The organism is Nonomuraea sp. NPDC050202 (genome assembly GCF_040656115.1).
Lineage (GTDB): Bacteria > Actinomycetota > Actinomycetes > Streptosporangiales > Streptosporangiaceae > Nonomuraea.
In genome coordinates this window covers 182,271-197,204 of sequence record NZ_JBFALF010000006.1, presented here as the reverse complement: position 1 = coordinate 197,204, position 14,934 = coordinate 182,271, and the positions used below count along the sequence as shown (strand labels likewise).

The 14,934-nt window shown below is 70.4% G+C and carries 11 protein-coding genes; 4 read left to right on the top strand and 7 right to left on the bottom strand.

Annotated features, from left to right (window positions below):
• Window positions 1-114: 114 nt before the first annotated feature.
• The 6 genes from AB0I79_RS19880 to AB0I79_RS19855 all read right to left on the bottom strand — a co-directional run bounded on the left by AB0I79_RS19880 (window position 115) and on the right by AB0I79_RS19855 (window position 8,053).
• A complete protein-coding gene (locus AB0I79_RS19880; RefSeq protein WP_357874836.1) occupies window positions 115-1,086 on the bottom strand; it encodes a DUF418 domain-containing protein in 972 nt (323 codons plus the stop codon).
• Between the two features lie 204 nt (window positions 1,087-1,290).
• Entirely contained in the window at window positions 1,291-1,956 is a 666-nt protein-coding gene (locus tag AB0I79_RS19875) for an NUDIX domain-containing protein (protein ID WP_357874833.1), read from the bottom strand.
• A gap of 88 nt (window positions 1,957-2,044) precedes the next feature.
• Window positions 2,045-3,865: a DUF4434 domain-containing protein gene (locus tag AB0I79_RS19870; RefSeq protein WP_357874830.1), complete on the bottom strand. Its 1,821-nt coding sequence runs from the start codon at window positions 3,863-3,865 to the stop codon at window positions 2,045-2,047.
• 28 nt (window positions 3,866-3,893) lie between these two features.
• Window positions 3,894-4,982 (bottom strand): glycosyltransferase, encoded by a 1,089-nt coding sequence (locus tag AB0I79_RS19865; protein ID WP_357874827.1) that lies wholly within the window; start codon window positions 4,980-4,982, stop codon window positions 3,894-3,896.
• A gap of 19 nt (window positions 4,983-5,001) precedes the next feature.
• Window positions 5,002-6,249, bottom strand: a complete 1,248-nt coding sequence (locus AB0I79_RS19860; protein ID WP_357874824.1) for a nucleotide sugar dehydrogenase — start codon at window positions 6,247-6,249, stop codon at window positions 5,002-5,004.
• A 133-nt stretch (window positions 6,250-6,382) separates the two neighbouring features.
• Window positions 6,383-8,053 (bottom strand): glycosyltransferase family 4 protein, encoded by a 1,671-nt coding sequence (locus AB0I79_RS19855; RefSeq protein ID WP_357874821.1) that lies wholly within the window; start codon window positions 8,051-8,053, stop codon window positions 6,383-6,385.
• 56 nt (window positions 8,054-8,109) lie between these two features.
• On the opposite strand from AB0I79_RS19855, the gene wecB reads away from it, so the two are divergent.
• Together wecB and AB0I79_RS19845 are read left to right on the top strand one after the other, a co-directional pair.
• On the top strand, window positions 8,110-9,240 hold the full coding sequence (gene wecB / locus AB0I79_RS19850) for a UDP-N-acetylglucosamine 2-epimerase (non-hydrolyzing) (protein WP_357874818.1): 1,131 nt from the start codon (window positions 8,110-8,112) through the stop codon (window positions 9,238-9,240).
• Between the two features lie 54 nt (window positions 9,241-9,294).
• Entirely contained in the window at window positions 9,295-11,331 is a 2,037-nt protein-coding gene (locus AB0I79_RS19845) for a glycosyltransferase (RefSeq protein WP_357874815.1), read from the top strand.
• A gap of 175 nt (window positions 11,332-11,506) precedes the next feature.
• Here the strand turns inward: AB0I79_RS19845 and AB0I79_RS19840 are convergent, their stop codons facing one another.
• Window positions 11,507-12,181 (bottom strand): hypothetical protein, encoded by a 675-nt coding sequence (locus AB0I79_RS19840; protein ID WP_357874812.1) that lies wholly within the window; start codon window positions 12,179-12,181, stop codon window positions 11,507-11,509.
• 249 nt (window positions 12,182-12,430) lie between these two features.
• Between AB0I79_RS19840 and AB0I79_RS19835 the strand changes: the two genes are divergently transcribed.
• The gene (locus AB0I79_RS19835; protein ID WP_357874809.1) at window positions 12,431-14,029 is read left to right on the top strand and encodes an FAD-dependent oxidoreductase; all 1,599 of its coding nucleotides are present in this window, start codon (window positions 12,431-12,433) and stop codon (window positions 14,027-14,029) included.
• On the top strand, window positions 14,026-14,886 hold the full coding sequence (locus tag AB0I79_RS19830) for a PrsW family glutamic-type intramembrane protease (protein WP_357874806.1): 861 nt from the start codon (window positions 14,026-14,028) through the stop codon (window positions 14,884-14,886). Before AB0I79_RS19835 ends, AB0I79_RS19830 begins: the two co-directional genes overlap by 4 nt.
• Window positions 14,887-14,934: the final 48 nt, after the last annotated feature.

The window sequence follows — 14,934 nt, the reverse complement described above, 5'->3', positions numbered from 1 at the left end:
TCAACCGTCGTCTCCTTGTCGCCGGGTACGCGTAGATCCTAAGGGGCGCAACTCGACATCGTCACCGGTTCATCACCATTTGTGGCCGCGCTGCGGCGGTCTCGACGCGGCGTCTCAGCTCGTGGGGAGGCGCGGGGCAGGGCGGCGAGCCCAGGTGGCCCACCGCCACGCCCACTCGACGGGACCCTGGCGGTGGCGGCGCAGCCAGAGGGTGCAGAACAGCCACTGGGCCGCCAGGACGGCTCCCGCGGCGAGGTACGCCACCGTCAGGGACTGGCCGATCGGCAGGCCGAGGAGGCGACCGGCCACCACGACGAGGAGGGTGGCGGTCAGGTAGCAGGTCAGCGCCATCCGCCCGAGTGGCACGAAGACGAGCTCCAGCACCGCTCGCAGCGGCGTTCTGAGCAGGACCAGCAGGGCGCACACGTACACGCCGGCGAGCAGGAGATCGGCCAGGGTGGTGATGAAGGCCGGCTGGTTCGGGCCCGCCCCGGCCCGCGCCCACAGGGCGGCGGCCAGTCCCGCCGCGAAGGCCAGGCCCAGCAGGAGCGGCCCGCGGGTGGACGTCCCGATCTTGTCGGCCACCCCGTACCGGACCAGTGCGGAGCCCAGCAGGAACAGCCCGGCGATCAGCAGGGGACCGCCCCCGCCGATCACCGCCACCGCCAGGAGCGCGGCGGACAGGCCCGCCACGGCCCATCGCGGCAGCCACGTCGAGGGCAGCAGCACCAGCAGGCCGACGGCGGCGTAGGTGTGCAGGATCTCGCCCGGCCACAGCAGCATGTGCACGAGGCCGATCGCGAGCAGTGCCACCAGCCGGCGCAGCAGCACCAGCCATGGGCGGGGAGCCCGGCTCGCGGCGGAGTCCAGCAGCAGCGAGAACCCGATGCCGAACAGCAGGGAGAAGATCGGGAGCCCGAGCCAGGGATCCCAGGCGCCCATGGGCTGCGCCGCGACGGCGCTGCCGCCGTTGGCCATCAGCTGGATGTTGGCGAGCAGGATCTCGCACAGCGTGAACCCGCGCAGGACGTCGAGCGCGGTGATCCGCGGCCGGCCGGAGGAGGAGGCGTGCTTTTCGTACGGCATGGGCCTCATCCTGTGGATGCGGCCGGAGGCGGGCATCGACCGCGAGACGGGGCTCGCGGTCCCCGACGGTACTTTCGGCCGGGACCATCGGGATCACCGGCTTCCCTGCGCGGTCGAGGCCGCGGGGAGAACACCCCGCCGTGGCTCGGTGATCTGGGTGGACGAGGCCACGAGGGTTCGGCGGGGAGCCGGTGCCGCCTGTGGCTACTCCTTGAGGCTGCGCAGCATCGGGGGGTGGAGGAGCTCGGCGGGGCCGCGGCGGTAGAGCTTGGCCGGGCGGCCGCCGTCGCGGGTCGTCGTGCCGCCCGTCTCCACCAGGAAGCCCTCCGCCTTCGTGACCTTCCTGTGGAAGTTGCGAGGGTCGAGCTGGCGGCCCCAGACGATCTCGTACACCCTGCGCAGATCCGCCACCGTGAACTGCGGCGGGCAGAACGCCGCCCCCAGCGACGTGTACTCCAGCTTCGCCCGCGCCCGCTCGATCCCGTCCACCATGATGCGGCGGTGGTCGAAGGCCATGACGGCGAGGGAGTCGATCGGCTGCCAGCTCATGTGGGCCTTCTCCGAGGCCGGCAGGTCGGGGGCCAGCCCCAGGTAGGCGACGCTGAGGACCCGCTGGCGCGGGTCGCGGTCCGGGTAGCCGTACGTCTGGAGCTGCTCCAGGTGGACCGGGACGCCGGGCAGGCCCGCCCGCTCGGACAGGAGGCGGTGGGCGGCGGCCGGAAGGTCCTCGTCGAGCTGGATGAAGCCGCCGGGCAGCGACCAGCGGCGCAGGAACGGCGGGTTGTCGCGGCGCCACACGAGGGCACACAACGCCTGGTTGCGTACGGTGAGCACGACCAGGTCGACACTGACCGGGATGCTCGGGACCATGGCAGGCACGTTACACGCAGGAGTACGGGCCAGCGAACCGGATGACAGCCGCCCCCGGCCGGCGCGTACCAGGGAAACCTCCGCCCGGTCAGTTTGCTCCTTCTGTCCCGGCCGCCTGCGTGGAGATGCGTACGTGCAGCGGCTCCGTGGTCGCCTGCCCCGAGGGCAGCTTGACGCCGATCTGCACCCACTCGCCCGCCGGCACCTGGGCCCAGTCGAACGGCACCCAGGCCGTCGCCATCCCCACCGGCAGCTCCTCCTCGATCGGGTCCTCGTCCAGCCACCCGACAGCGGACACCACCATCTCCTTGGTCCCCCCCGACCACGTGATGGTGACGGTGCCGTCCTTGAGGTTGTAGCCGCGTACCTCGACCCCGTCCTGGATGTCGCGCGGCCGCCGGATCGCGTCCACCGCGATCGGCCGCTGCCAGTCCCGGGAGATCTCCGTTTCAAGCGACGGATCACCACATGTCATGAAATCGCTCCACATATAGGAGACGATCTTCTGCACGTAACGCCCGGCCATCGTCACCGCCTGGTCCAGGCGTTTCTTGTCCGTCTTGCCGCGGGTGCCCGTGGGGGCGCAGGGCTGCTCCCCGGAGGGCTCGAAGGCCTCGACGTTCGCCCAGAGCTCCACGTGATAGCCCTGGTCGATCATCTCCTCGCGGGCCGCCGCCATCTCGCGGTAGTAGTCGCGCGTGGACCCGTGGTACGCGGTGTCGTACGTGGACTCCCCCACCATCGAGCGCAGCCGCTCGTCCACCTCGTTGTCCCGCTCGTCGGGCCAGAACAGCCCGACCTTGCCCGTCCCCCGGCTGTCCTGCGGCGCGATGATCCCGACCCCGGTCTTCACCAGCGCCTTGAACCCCTCGGCCACCTGCTTGGGCGTCTGCCCGAAGGCGACCCGCTTGCGCGCGTCGAGGTAGGGGCTGATGAGGATCGGTTTGCCGAGCTCCTGCTCGACGATCGTGTGCTGGTCGGCGTAGACCTCCAGCGTCGGGTTGGTGGCCAGGGTGGCCGACATCTGCACCTCGAACGGCTGGTACACGCCGCCGAGCGAGTCGCGGCCGGCGAAGCGCACGCCGTAGTCCTGCAGGATGCGCCGGGTCAGCGTGGTGAGCGTGCCGAGGTGGCGCTTCTCGGCCCTGATCTTGGCCTTGGAGTCGCGCGGGGCGAGCGGCAGCGCGGGGAAGACGCGCATGCCGAACTGGTCGCCCAGGTCGAGCAGCTGGGTCAGGCTGTCCTTGCCCTGGTTCGAGCCGGCCACGAGGATCAGGTCGTACGACCTGGCCTTGCTGCTGAAGTCGCAGGTGGCGTCGTCGGAGCCGTCCGGCTGGGTGATGAGCCGGTAGTAGGTCCGCTTGCCGACCTCGACGGCGTGCTCCATGGCGGGGCAGCGGAACAGGTCCTGGCCGAACAGCTCGTCGGTGCGGTAGACGTACACGCGGCCGACGCGGTTGTCCGGGTTGGCCTCCCGCAGGTCCTGGACGGCGGCGTCGTGGCAGCTCAGGCCGTCCTCCTCGCAGGGCTCGTAGAGCGAGTCGACCGTGCCGTCCTTCAGGATCTCGCCGGCGTCGTTCACCGTGCGGAACTGCAGGCCGTAGCCGATCCTGATGATCGTGTCGCCGCCGACGCTGTGGATCTCCTGGAGCTGCTTGCGCCAGGTGCAGGGGTTCGACTTGGGGGTGATCCAGTAGCCGGTGACCGCGTACGGGGCCTTCTTGTCGGTGTCGAACGTTCCACAGGGGTCGGTGAACTCGCTCACCGCCGGCGTCGGCTCGGTGCTCGACGGCTTGGGCGCGGCGGACCTGACCGCCACGGGCTCCGGGTCGCCGGACGGCAGGACGATGATCACGGCGGCGACCACGGCCAGGATGGCCGCGCCCGCGACCACGAAGAGCCAGCGCACGTTCAGGAACCTACTCCGCCCTCGGAAGTTACGGCTTGACCCCGGCCCAGGACTCCAGCTGCGCGACGAACCGCTTGGCCGAGTTGGGCCAGTGGTGGTTCGCGCGGGCCGCCGCATAGCCCCGCGCACCCTGGGCCCGCCGCTCCCGTACGTCGTCGCGCAGCGTCAGCACGGCCTGCGCGACCGCCTTCGGGTCCTGCCACGGCACCACGACACCGCTGTCGTAGCGCTCCACGAGCTCGACCGCGCGCGGCGACGGAGTCGTGATGACGGGGATGCCGTGCGCCATGTACTCGACGATCTTGGTCGGCATGGAGTGCCGGTAGTTCGGCTCGTCGTGCAGCAGCGACAGACCCGCCAGCGCCCCGTCGAGCCGCTTGAGCGCCTCGTCGTTGGGCATGAAGTCGCGCCACTCCAGCAGGCCCTCGGTGACGGCCTGGTTGAGCATGGGACGGCTCTGCGGGTCGGCGTACCCGATCAGCTCCACCGCCACCCGGTACGGCTGCAGCAGCTTGGCCACCTCGACCGCCTCGACCACACCGCGAGCCCGGGACAGCCACCCGAGGTAGACGATCCGGTCGTCGCCGGGCGGGGTGACGGAGTCGGGCACCCAGGTCTCGTTCGGCACGATCAGGTGGGCGTGCTTGAACCGGCCCGCGTACGCCGTCTCGGCCAGCAGCAGGTGCATGTGGCGCTCGGCGGTGCCTTCGAGCATCCGTGCCAGGAACCGCACCGGGGGCCGCAGCAGCGACGGCAGCCACGGCTTGAGCGAGAGCGTGGCGGGGGTGTCCTCGTGGACGTCCCACACCACGGGCGGCCTGTTGCGGATGCCCCACACCGCGAACAGCAGCTCGGGGTCGTGGATGAGGACGAGGTCCACCTTGTCGCGCATGCGCTTGAACAGCCGCCGGGCGGCCCAGACCGCGGCCATCCGCTTGCGCTGGACGGCCCGCGGCAGATCGACCCCGTTGACCCACGGTCTGGGGACGACGCCGTGCGCGGTGAACGACGCGGCGTACGTGACCTCATGACCGGCATCCACAAGGGCACGGATCTGCCGATGCAGAATTCTCGCGTCCTCGGGGTTATGCACCACCGTCATGACGAGCACGTGCACTGCGCGCAGCCCTCCGTCGCTACAGCCGCTCGACGCGTTCACCCTCGGCGAGCACGCCGCGGGTGTCCAGCACGAGCTTGGCCTTCGCCTCGACCATGTCGAGGTCGAACGCGGCGTGCTGCTGCAGCAGCAGCGTCACGTCCGCGTTGATCACGGCCTCGGCCAGATCCTCCTCACGCGGCACCGGGGTGCCGTCCACCGCCCACTCCTTGACGTACGGGTCCGCGAACGAGAGCTCCGCGCCCAGCTCCAGCAGCGCACGCGCCACCGGGAGCGCCGGGGTCTCCCGCTCGTCGGCGATATCCGGTTTGTAGGTGACGCCGAGCATAACGACTTTGGCGCCGTTCACGGGCTTCTTATGCCTGTTGAGCAACCGCTGTACGCGGGCGACCACGTACGAGGGCATCCGCTCGTTGATCTCCTGCGCCAGCTCGACGAACCGGAACGGGTAACCGAGCTTGCGCACCGTGTACGACAGGTACGACGGGTCCACGGGGATGCAGTGCCCGCCGACGCCGGGCCCGGGCAGGAACTTGTGGAAGCCGAACGGCTTGGTGGCCGCCGCCTCGATGGCCTCCCACAGGTCGATGCCGAGCTCGTCGCAGAAGATCGCCATCTCGTTGACGAGGGCGATGTTGACGTGACGGTAGGTGTTCTCCAGCAGCTTGGCCATCTCGGCCTCGCGGGTGCCGCTGACCGGCACCACCTGCTCGATGAACTGCCCGTAGAACGCCGTCGCGCGGTCGCGGCAGGTCAGCGTGTAGCCGCCCACCACCTTGGGGGTGTTGCGCAGGCCGAACTTGGGGTTGCCCGGGTCGATGCGCTCGGGCGAGAAGGCCAGGTGGAAGTCCTCGCCCGCCTTCAGCCCCGAGCTCTCCAGCAGGGGCCTGGCCAGCTCGTCGGTGGTGCCGGGCCACGTGGTGGACTCCAGCACGACGAGCGTGCCCTTGTTCAGGTTGCGCGCGACGGTCTTGGTGGCGCCCTCGACCGCGGACAGGTCGGGGCGGTGGTCGTCGTCCAGCGGGGTGGGCACGCAGATGACGATCGTGTTGCTCCTGGCCAGCACGGCCTCGTCGAGCGTGGCGCTGAACCCGTTGGCCAGCATGTGCTCGAGGTCGGCGTCGGTCAGGTCATCGATGTAGGACTGCCCGGCGTTGAGCGCGTCGACCTTGGTGGGGTCCACGTCCAGGCCGACGACCCGCAGGCCGGCGGCCACAGCCTCCTTGGCGAGAGGCATGCCGACGTAGCCCAGGCCGATGACAGTCAAGTCGATTTCTGTCACAGCTGTGCCTTTGGGAGCCGGAAACAACACTTCATGGTCGCAAAGGTTATCTCAAGTCCACCTAGCTCACGCCTAATGCGACCGAACCCGTCCCAAACGGAAGCAAGATTCATGGTCATCAATCGGCAAGGGAGCGGTATAGGGCTTGATAAGTCTCGGCAACGCGGCTCCAGGTCCGCTTGGCCGCGACTTCCGCGCGGCCCGCCTCGCCCATCTCGGCGCGCTTGGCCGGGTCCTCCCGCAGCCCGGCGATCGCCTTGGCCAGCTCGGCCGGATCGCCCGCGGGCACGAGCATCCCGGCGCCGTCGGAGCCGACGAGCTCGGACAGCGCGGGCAGATCGCTGAGCACGACGGGCTTGCCGAGCGCCATCGCCTCGACCGGTTTCAATGGCGTAACAAGTCGGCAAACCCGCAGATCCTCACGCGGGCAGGCGAAGATGTCGATGGCGTCCTGCGCCTGCAGCGCCTCGTCAGGGCCGACGCGTCCCGGCAGGATCGCGGTGCTCAGCCCCAGCTCCTCGACCAGCTCGAGCAGGTTGGGGCGCTCGGTGCCGTCGCCCACGATGAGCACGCGCACGGGGGCTCGCTGGTCGCGCAGCAGCGCGGCGGCCCGCAGCAGGGTGGCGAAGCCCTCGTAGGCCACGATGCTGGACACCGAGCCGACCACGATCTCGTCGTCGCCGATGCCGTACTCGCGGCGGAAGGAGGCCCCGTCGTAGTGGGCCGTCAGCAGCGTGTCGTCCACGGCGTTGGGCGCCAGGTGGATCTTCTCCCTGGGCACGCCGCGCTCGACGATCTCGGCGGCCATGGTCTCGGCCAGCGTGACGACCGCGTCGGCCTCGCGCATCAGGAACGCCTCGCGCTCGCGCTGGAGCACGTGCCGCTGGCTGCCGATGCGCTTCGGGTCGCGGGAGGCCCAGGTCTCCTCCAGGAAGCCGCGGACCTCGTAGACGAACGGGGTGCCCGTCCTGTCGCGCACGGCGTGCGCGATCGAGCCGTTGCGGTGGTCGGTGGCGGCGTGCAGCACCTGCGGCCGCAGCTCGGCCGTGAGCTTGGTGACCCGGTCGGCGCCCCTGACGATGCGGCCCTGGGTCTCGAACGGCATCTCGCGGTGCGGCTCGGGCAGCAGCCGGTGGTAGGGGATGCCGTCGAGCTCCTCGTACGGCGTCGCGTCCGCGTGCCCCTGCAGCATCGGCCAGCCCCAGCTCGTCACCACGTGCGGGTCGATCCCGGCGGCCTTCTGCGAGGTGACGATGCGGTGGGTGCGCACGGTGTAGCCGGCCTGCGTGTACGGCAGGGCGTTGGTGACCACGTGCAGGACCCGGTTCTGCACCCGGCTCAGGATGGCCACCTTGGGCCCGGGCGGGATCGGGTCGGGGCTGATCGCCGCCAGCTCGCCCCGGTAGTAGGCGGCCCTGCGCTTGACGAACGGGTACTTGGTGTGGGCCTCGAGCACGGCGGCGGCCTCGCTGACCCGGCCGGCGTCCCAGTGTTCCTTGGCCTCGTTCCACGGCCCCTTGACCACGCGCATGCCGAACTTGCGCACCATGCGCCGGGCCCGGCGGGCGGCCGGCCAGGCGACGCTGCCGACGATGGGCCGCAACCTGGGCGGGAGTGTGTCGGCGGCGGCCTGTGCCACCCGCACGGGATCAGATTTGACCTTCGTCATCACCACGCGGGAGACGATGATCGGGTGCTGGACGAATCCCTTGAGAAGCCCACCGACGCCGGCACGGGCGGACTTCGCGGAAACCTTGGAGGAGTCTTGACGACTGGCGTCGGATGCCACGGTGGGACCGTACCATAGGCAGCGTTTTTTCCCTTCCGCTATGAAAGGCGAGGTCAATGAGGGAGAACCCCCTGGTCCTGCACGTATTGGGTGCTCGTCCCAATTTCGTGAAAGCGGCCCCGGTGGTGCGGGCACTCGGCGAGCTCGGCGTGCGGCAGGGCATCATCCACACTGGTCAGCACTATGACGCGTTGATGTCCGACGTCTTCTTCGCCGACCTCGGCCTGCCCGAGCCGGTCGCGAACCTGGGGGTGGGTTCCGGCAGCCACGCCAAGCAGACCGCGGCGCTGCTGGTGGGCCTGGAGGAGGTCGTCCAGGAGCACGAGCCCGACCTGGTCGTGGTCTACGGCGACGTGAACTCCACGCTGGCCGCGATCCTGGTCTGCGCCAAGCTCGGCGTGCCGACCGCGCACGTGGAGGCGGGGCTGCGCTCGTTCGACCGCGGCATGCCCGAGGAGGTCAACCGGGTCGTCACCGACGCGCTGGCCGACCTGCTCTTCGCGACCTCGCCGGAGGCGCTGGCGTTCCTGGCGAACGAGGGGGTGCCCGCGGCCAAGGTGCACCTGGTGGGCAACCCGATGATCGACAGCCTGTTCTCGGCGCTGCCCAAGCTCGACCCGGCGCCCGTGGTGGCGCGGCTCGGCCTGCCGGAGCGCTACGCGGTCGCCACCCTGCACCGCCCCGCGAACGTGGACAGCCCGGAGGCCGCCAAGGAGCTGGTGGACGCGGTGCTGGAGGTCTCGCGGCAGGTCCCGATCGTGGTGCCGATCCACCCGCGCGGCAAGGTACGGCTGGCCGAGGCGGGTCTCGTGGACGGCGAGTCGATCAAGGTCGTCGACCCGCTGGGCTATGTGGACTTCCTCTCACTCGTCCGGGGTGCCGCGCTGGTCGTCACGGACTCCGGCGGCGTCCAGGAGGAGACGACCATGCTGGGCGTCCCCTGCCTGACCGTCAGGCCCAACACCGAGCGCCCGATCACGATCACCCACGGCACGAACCGCCTGGTCACGCCCGCGCTGCTGCCCGCCGCGGCGGAGAAGGCGCTGGCCGACGGGGCCGCCACGCCGGCCGGCGAGCTGCCGGTGCTGTGGGACGGCAAGTCCGGGCCGCGCATCGCCACGGTGATCGCCGCCTGGCTCAAGGGGGACAACCTCGCGCCCGCCTCTCAGGGCAAACGCCCCGAATAACGGCGATATCCGCCGTACTATGACTTACCTCTGCTGAGCGATTGGCGTACCACCATGGCCGAAACCCCTGAACAGCCCACCTACCAGCGTCTCGGCCCCGTCAACTGGCTGCCCGAGGAGCGCAAGCTCGTCGAGCGGTACGAGGCGGAGGTCAGGGAGCTGCGCCGGCGGCTGGAGATCGCCGAGGCCAAGGCCGCGTACGCCACCTGGAAGCTGGAGGCCACGCAGGCCAAGCGCACGTTCAAGCTGGGCGAGGCCCTCGGCTCGAAGAGCCCGGGGAAGATCGTCGAGGCGGTGCGGTCGAAGGACCGGGCGCCCAAGGCCCCCATCCCGGTGAGCCTGGCGACCGCGGCGGCCGAGAACCGGCCGCCGCTGGTCGAGGTGCCGGCGGTGAAGTGGCCGAACGGCCCGGTGAACCGGCCCGACCTCAAGGTGGCGGTGATCCTGGACGACTTCTCCAGGATGGCCTTCCGCTACGAGTGGGACCAGATCGAGTTCGGGCTCAAGGACTGGCCGGAGATCTTCGCGGAGAAGCGGCCCGACCTGCTGTTCTGCGAGTCGGCCTGGCACGGGAACCAGGGCCGCTGGCGCTACCAGATGACCGGCACGAACGCGCCGAAGGACCCGCTGCGCGACCTGGTGGCCTGGTGCAGGAGCGAGGGCATCCCGACGGTCTTCTGGAACAAGGAGGACCCGCCGAACTTCGACTTCTTCATCGACACGGCCAAGCTGTTCGACTACGTGTTCACCTGCGACGGTGACATGGTGCCGAAATATCGGGAAATTTTGGGACACGACCGGGTGGACGTGCTGCAGTTCGCCGCCCAGCCCCGCGTGCACAACCCGATCCAGCAGAACAAGGGCCGCCTGCACGACGTCGTCTTCGCCGGGATGTACTTCCGCGACAAGCACCCCGAGCGCCGCGAGCAGATGGAGACCGTGCTCGACCCGGTCAGGGAGCTGGGGCTGCACATCTTCGCGCGCAACGGCGAGGTGGACGAGAAGTACGCCTGGCCGGAGAAGTACCGGCCGCACATCGTGGGCGAGCTGCCCTACGACCAGATGCTGGCCGCGTACCGGATGTACAAGGTCTTCCTCAACGTCAACTCCGTGCTCGACTCGCCGACCATGTGCGCGCGGCGCGTCTTCGAGCTCTCCGCCTGCTCGACCCCCGTGGTGTCGGGGTGGTCGCGGGCCATCGAGGAGACGTTCGGCGAGCTGATCCCGATCGCGCGAGAGCCGGTCGAGTCGTACAACCAGGTGCTGCACCTGATCAACAGCCCGGAGCTGCGGGCCAGGATGGGGCACCTGGCGATGCGCGAGGTGTTCGACAAGCACCTGTTCTCGCACCGCGTGGACCAGATCCTCCAGGACCTCGGGCACCACGTGACGCCCCGGTCGCGCTCGATCACCGTGGTCCTGCCCACCAACCGCGCCTCCCAGATCGAGCACGCGATCTCCTCGGTGGCCAAGCAGATCCACCGGCCGCTGCAGCTCGTCATGGTGCTGCACGGGCTGGACATCGACCCCGTCGTGGTGGCGGACAAGGCTCGCATGGCGGGCATCACGGACGTCACCGTCCTGCCCGCCGACTCCTCGCTGTCGCTCGGCGCGTGCATGAACCTGGGCATCGCCGCCGCCGAGGGCGAGCTGATCGCCAAGATGGACGACGACAACCTGTACGGCGAGCACTACCTGTCGGACCTGGTGCGCTCCTTCGACTTCTCGGACGCGGAGATGACCGGCAAGGGCGCGCACTACGCCTACTTCGAGGGCAGCAACACCACGATGTTCCGGCTGCCCGGGCTCGAACACCGCTACTCGTGGCTGGTCCAGGGCGGCACGTTCCTCGGCAAGGCGGACCTGTTCCGCACGTACCCGTTCGCCGACATCACCCGTGGCGAGGACACCCACCTCGTGCGACGGCTCAAGGAGGACGGGGTCAAGATCTACTCGGCGGACCGGTTCAACTTCGTCTACTGGCGCAGCGCCGACACCGCGATGCACACCTGGCAGGCCGACCACATCAAGCTGACCAGGAACGCCCAGTTCTCCTTCGTCGGCCGCCCGGACGCGCACGTCCTCATCTAGCGGCCCGTACGTACGGCCGGGCACGGCCGGCGCGAGGCTCGGCGGCGCATCCGGCCAGGAGGGCGGCGGCTCGGCGAACGTTCACGTATCCCCCTGAGAAGTCGGTCCTGATCAACGTTCGGGACGTCAACAAGGGCCGCGGAGCCGCCTCCGACGCTTCCGAAGATCGTGAAGCCTACGGCTTCACGCGGGCGAGGTTCTGGTCGGCCAGGTTCGCCAGCTCGTACAGGCCCTGCGGCTTGACCCGCTGCCCGACCACCAGCATGCTCATGACCAGGTTCCCCCGCCTGATCATGACCGAGCCGATCTGCGCGTTGTTCTTGTCGCCGGCCGCCGTCGTCAGGTAGGCCCGCGACTGGTCGCCCTTGGTGGGCATGTCCAGCGTCTTGGTCTTGTACGTGACCTTCGTGCCCCCCACGTCGGCCGTGTAGTCGGCGCACTGCTTGGGCAGCGGCTCGGGGAAGGCGGCCTTCGGCAGCGCGACCACGGCCTGCGTGATCGAGCCGCGGGCCGCGGAGAAGGCGACGACGGCGGCGGGCGACTTGGCCACCTCCGGCTTGGCGGCGTCGAGCTGGGCGGCCCCCGCGCACTCGGGGTGCTGCGCCCTGGCCTTGCGGACGGCCTCCAGCCCCTGCTGGGTGGACTTGAGCATGCCGAATTCGCCCAGCTCGGGCCCGTACGCCACGCTCATGCCCTTGGGCACCGGCAGCAGCGCGGCACGCAGCTTGGCGCTGGCGGCGGATGCCGACGCGGGCGGCGCCGAGGCGGCGGGCGGCTTGGGCTCCTCCGCCGAGGAGCATCCGGCAATGACCAGAGTGCTCAGGAATATCCCGGGAATTGCTTTATGCATGGCCGCTCCATTTCGCTCCATGGACATTGGTCAAAACGCTAGAGGAAGCGGGGAGCGCGAGAGAGAGTAACGTCGGTATTCGCGGGATTCAGCGGATTACTGGTTCGTCGCCATGCCACTACCTGGGATGATGCGGGCGAGATCGGCATCACCCGCCAAATCGGCCTCGCGGTAATAGGGCGGGCAAAATGTTTCCCGGGCCCTGCGCGTCGGGATGCGGCTTTTCTCCCGGCTGCTGATGATCGCGGCATGAGCTTCACTCCGCGAGCGCTCGGCATGGACGTGCCCATTACCCGCAGGGACTTCTTCGACGGCATCGCCGTGAGCTGCGTGGCCGGCAGCGTGGCCCCCAAGCCGCAGACCCCGCCGGACCCCTTCACGGTGAGCGGGGACACCAGCGAGGCGCTCGGCGTCGCGCACGCGCTGCGGGACGGCCGCTTCTGGCAGCACGCCGGCTCCCCCGTGGCCACGGGGGAGCGCTACGACCTCGTCGTGGTCGGAGGAGGGCGCGGCGGGCGCAGCGCGGCGGCCGAGTGGCTGCGCCGCCGCCCTCGGGCGAGCGTCCTCCTCCTCGACAACCACGACGTCCTCGGCAACCACGACCTGCTCGGCGACCACAACCTGCTCGGCGACCACAACCTGCTCGGCAACCACGACGAGCCCGGCGGGCACGAGCCGGCCGCCGGGTGGTGGGCCGGCTTCGACGCGGTGATGTGCGACGCGGAGAGCTTCGGCGCGGACACCCTGGTCGCGACCGCCTCCCCCGGCTGGATCGACCGGCTGCCGATCGCCTGGCAGGCGCGGCGGGACCTGCGCGCGCTGCACGAGGATCCGCCCGACTGGTTCCCCGGGCTGCCGGCCGAGGGCAAGCAGGAGCGGCTGGCGGGGCTGACGTACGCGGAGTTCCTGCGGGAGGTGTGCGGGGCGCATCCCGACGCCGAACGGTTCTGCAGGACCATGTCGTGCCCGGACTGGGGGTACGACACGCGGGCGTTCGGCGCGATCGACGCCTGGGGCACCGGCTATCCGGGGTTCGCCGGGCTCGGGCTCAGCAGGGAGCAGCCGTCCAGGTACAACTCGCCGACCGTGCGGCGGCGCTGGCACGGGCCCGTGCCCGTGGCCGCCGTGCCCGCGCTGGACGGGCGGGCCCGCGTAAGGACGTCCAGCCCGGTGGTGTCCGTACGGGACGGCGCCGGGTCCGCGACCGTGGGGTACTTCGACGGCCATCAGGTGCGCACCGTGAAGGCGGGGGCGGTGATCCTGGCCTGCTGGAGCGCCGTGGTGCCGTACCTGGTGCCCGAGCTGCCGCCGGAGCGGCGGCGGGCGCTGCGGCAGGCGTCGCGGGTGCCGCTGCTGGAGGCGACCGTACGGCTGCGCGACCCGGGCGCCTGGCGGCGGCTGGGCGTGCGGCGGGTGCGGTGGACGGGCGCGTACTGGTGCGCGAGCGCGTTCACGCCTCCGGACACCGTGCGGATGCTGGCCACGCCGTGCCGGTCCGAGCTGGGCCCCGGCGCGGGGTCCGCGGCGGGCAGGCGGGAGCTGCTCATGACGCCGTACAGCACGCTGGAGCACACCGTCAGGGACCAGCTCGCCCGGCTGCTAGGCCCGGCCGGCTTCGATCCTGGCGGGGACATCGTGGCGATCACCGTGCACCGGTGGGGTCACGCGCTGGCGCCCGAGTACTGCCGGCCGTGGCACGCGTTCTACCCGGACGGGCCGTTCCCCGCGGACGCGGCGCGCGGCCGGTTCGGCAGGATCGCGATCGCGGGCTCCGACACCGAGCCCGCCGCGCGTGAGGAGGCGGCCGTCGCGGCCGCGCTGCGGGCCGTGGCGGAGCTGGCGCGATGAGGGCCCTGTGGTCGCGGATCTTCCTGACGGGTCTGGCCCTCTGGCTGGCCACGGTGATCGTGACCGGCTGGACGGGCAACGCGAACCTGGTGCCGACCGTGGTGCTGTTCGGCAGCTTCCTGGTGCCGGTGACGTTCGTGGTGTGGGCGTACGGGCGGGAACGCTCGCCCGAGGTGACGGTCGAGCGGTTGTTCGTGGCGTTCGTGGTGGGCGGCGTGCTGGGGGTGCTGGGCGCGTCGCTGCTGGAGAGCTGGCTGCTGCGGCCGTCGCTGCTCATGTACGTGCTGGTCGGCCTGATCGAGGAGGGGGTCAAGCTGGCGGCCCTGGTCTTCGTCACCCGGCACGTGGCCAGGCGCGCGACCAGGGACGGGGTGGTGCTGGGCGCCACCGTCGGCTTCGGCTTCGCCGCCTTCGAGAGCGCGGGGTACGCCTTCAACGCCCTGTTCACCGCGGGCGGCCTGTCGCTGACGCAGCTCGTGGAGACCGAGGTGCTGCGCGGCATCCTGACCCCGGTCGGGCACGGCCTGTGGACCGCGATCGCGGGCGGGGCGCTGTTCCGCGCGGGCGGGCGGGTGACCGGGCCGGTCGTGCTGACCTATCTGGGCGTCTCGCTGCTGCACGCGTTGTGGGACTCGATGAGCGCCATCGCGATCGCGGTCACGCTGGTGCTGACCGGGCGGCCGTGGCAGTTCGAGCTGCTGCGCATCGGCCGGGTGCCGCACGTGACGCAGTGGCAGGTGCACGTGTACACGCTGCTGAACTGGGCGGGACTCATCGTGATCTCGCTGGTCGCGCTCGGGTGGCTGTGGACGACGGTGGCCACAGGACGCCGGGATCGGGGGATCTTGTCCCAATAATCACGGTAATGAACGCCTTCCTCCCACTGCGCCGGAAGCATAATCGGT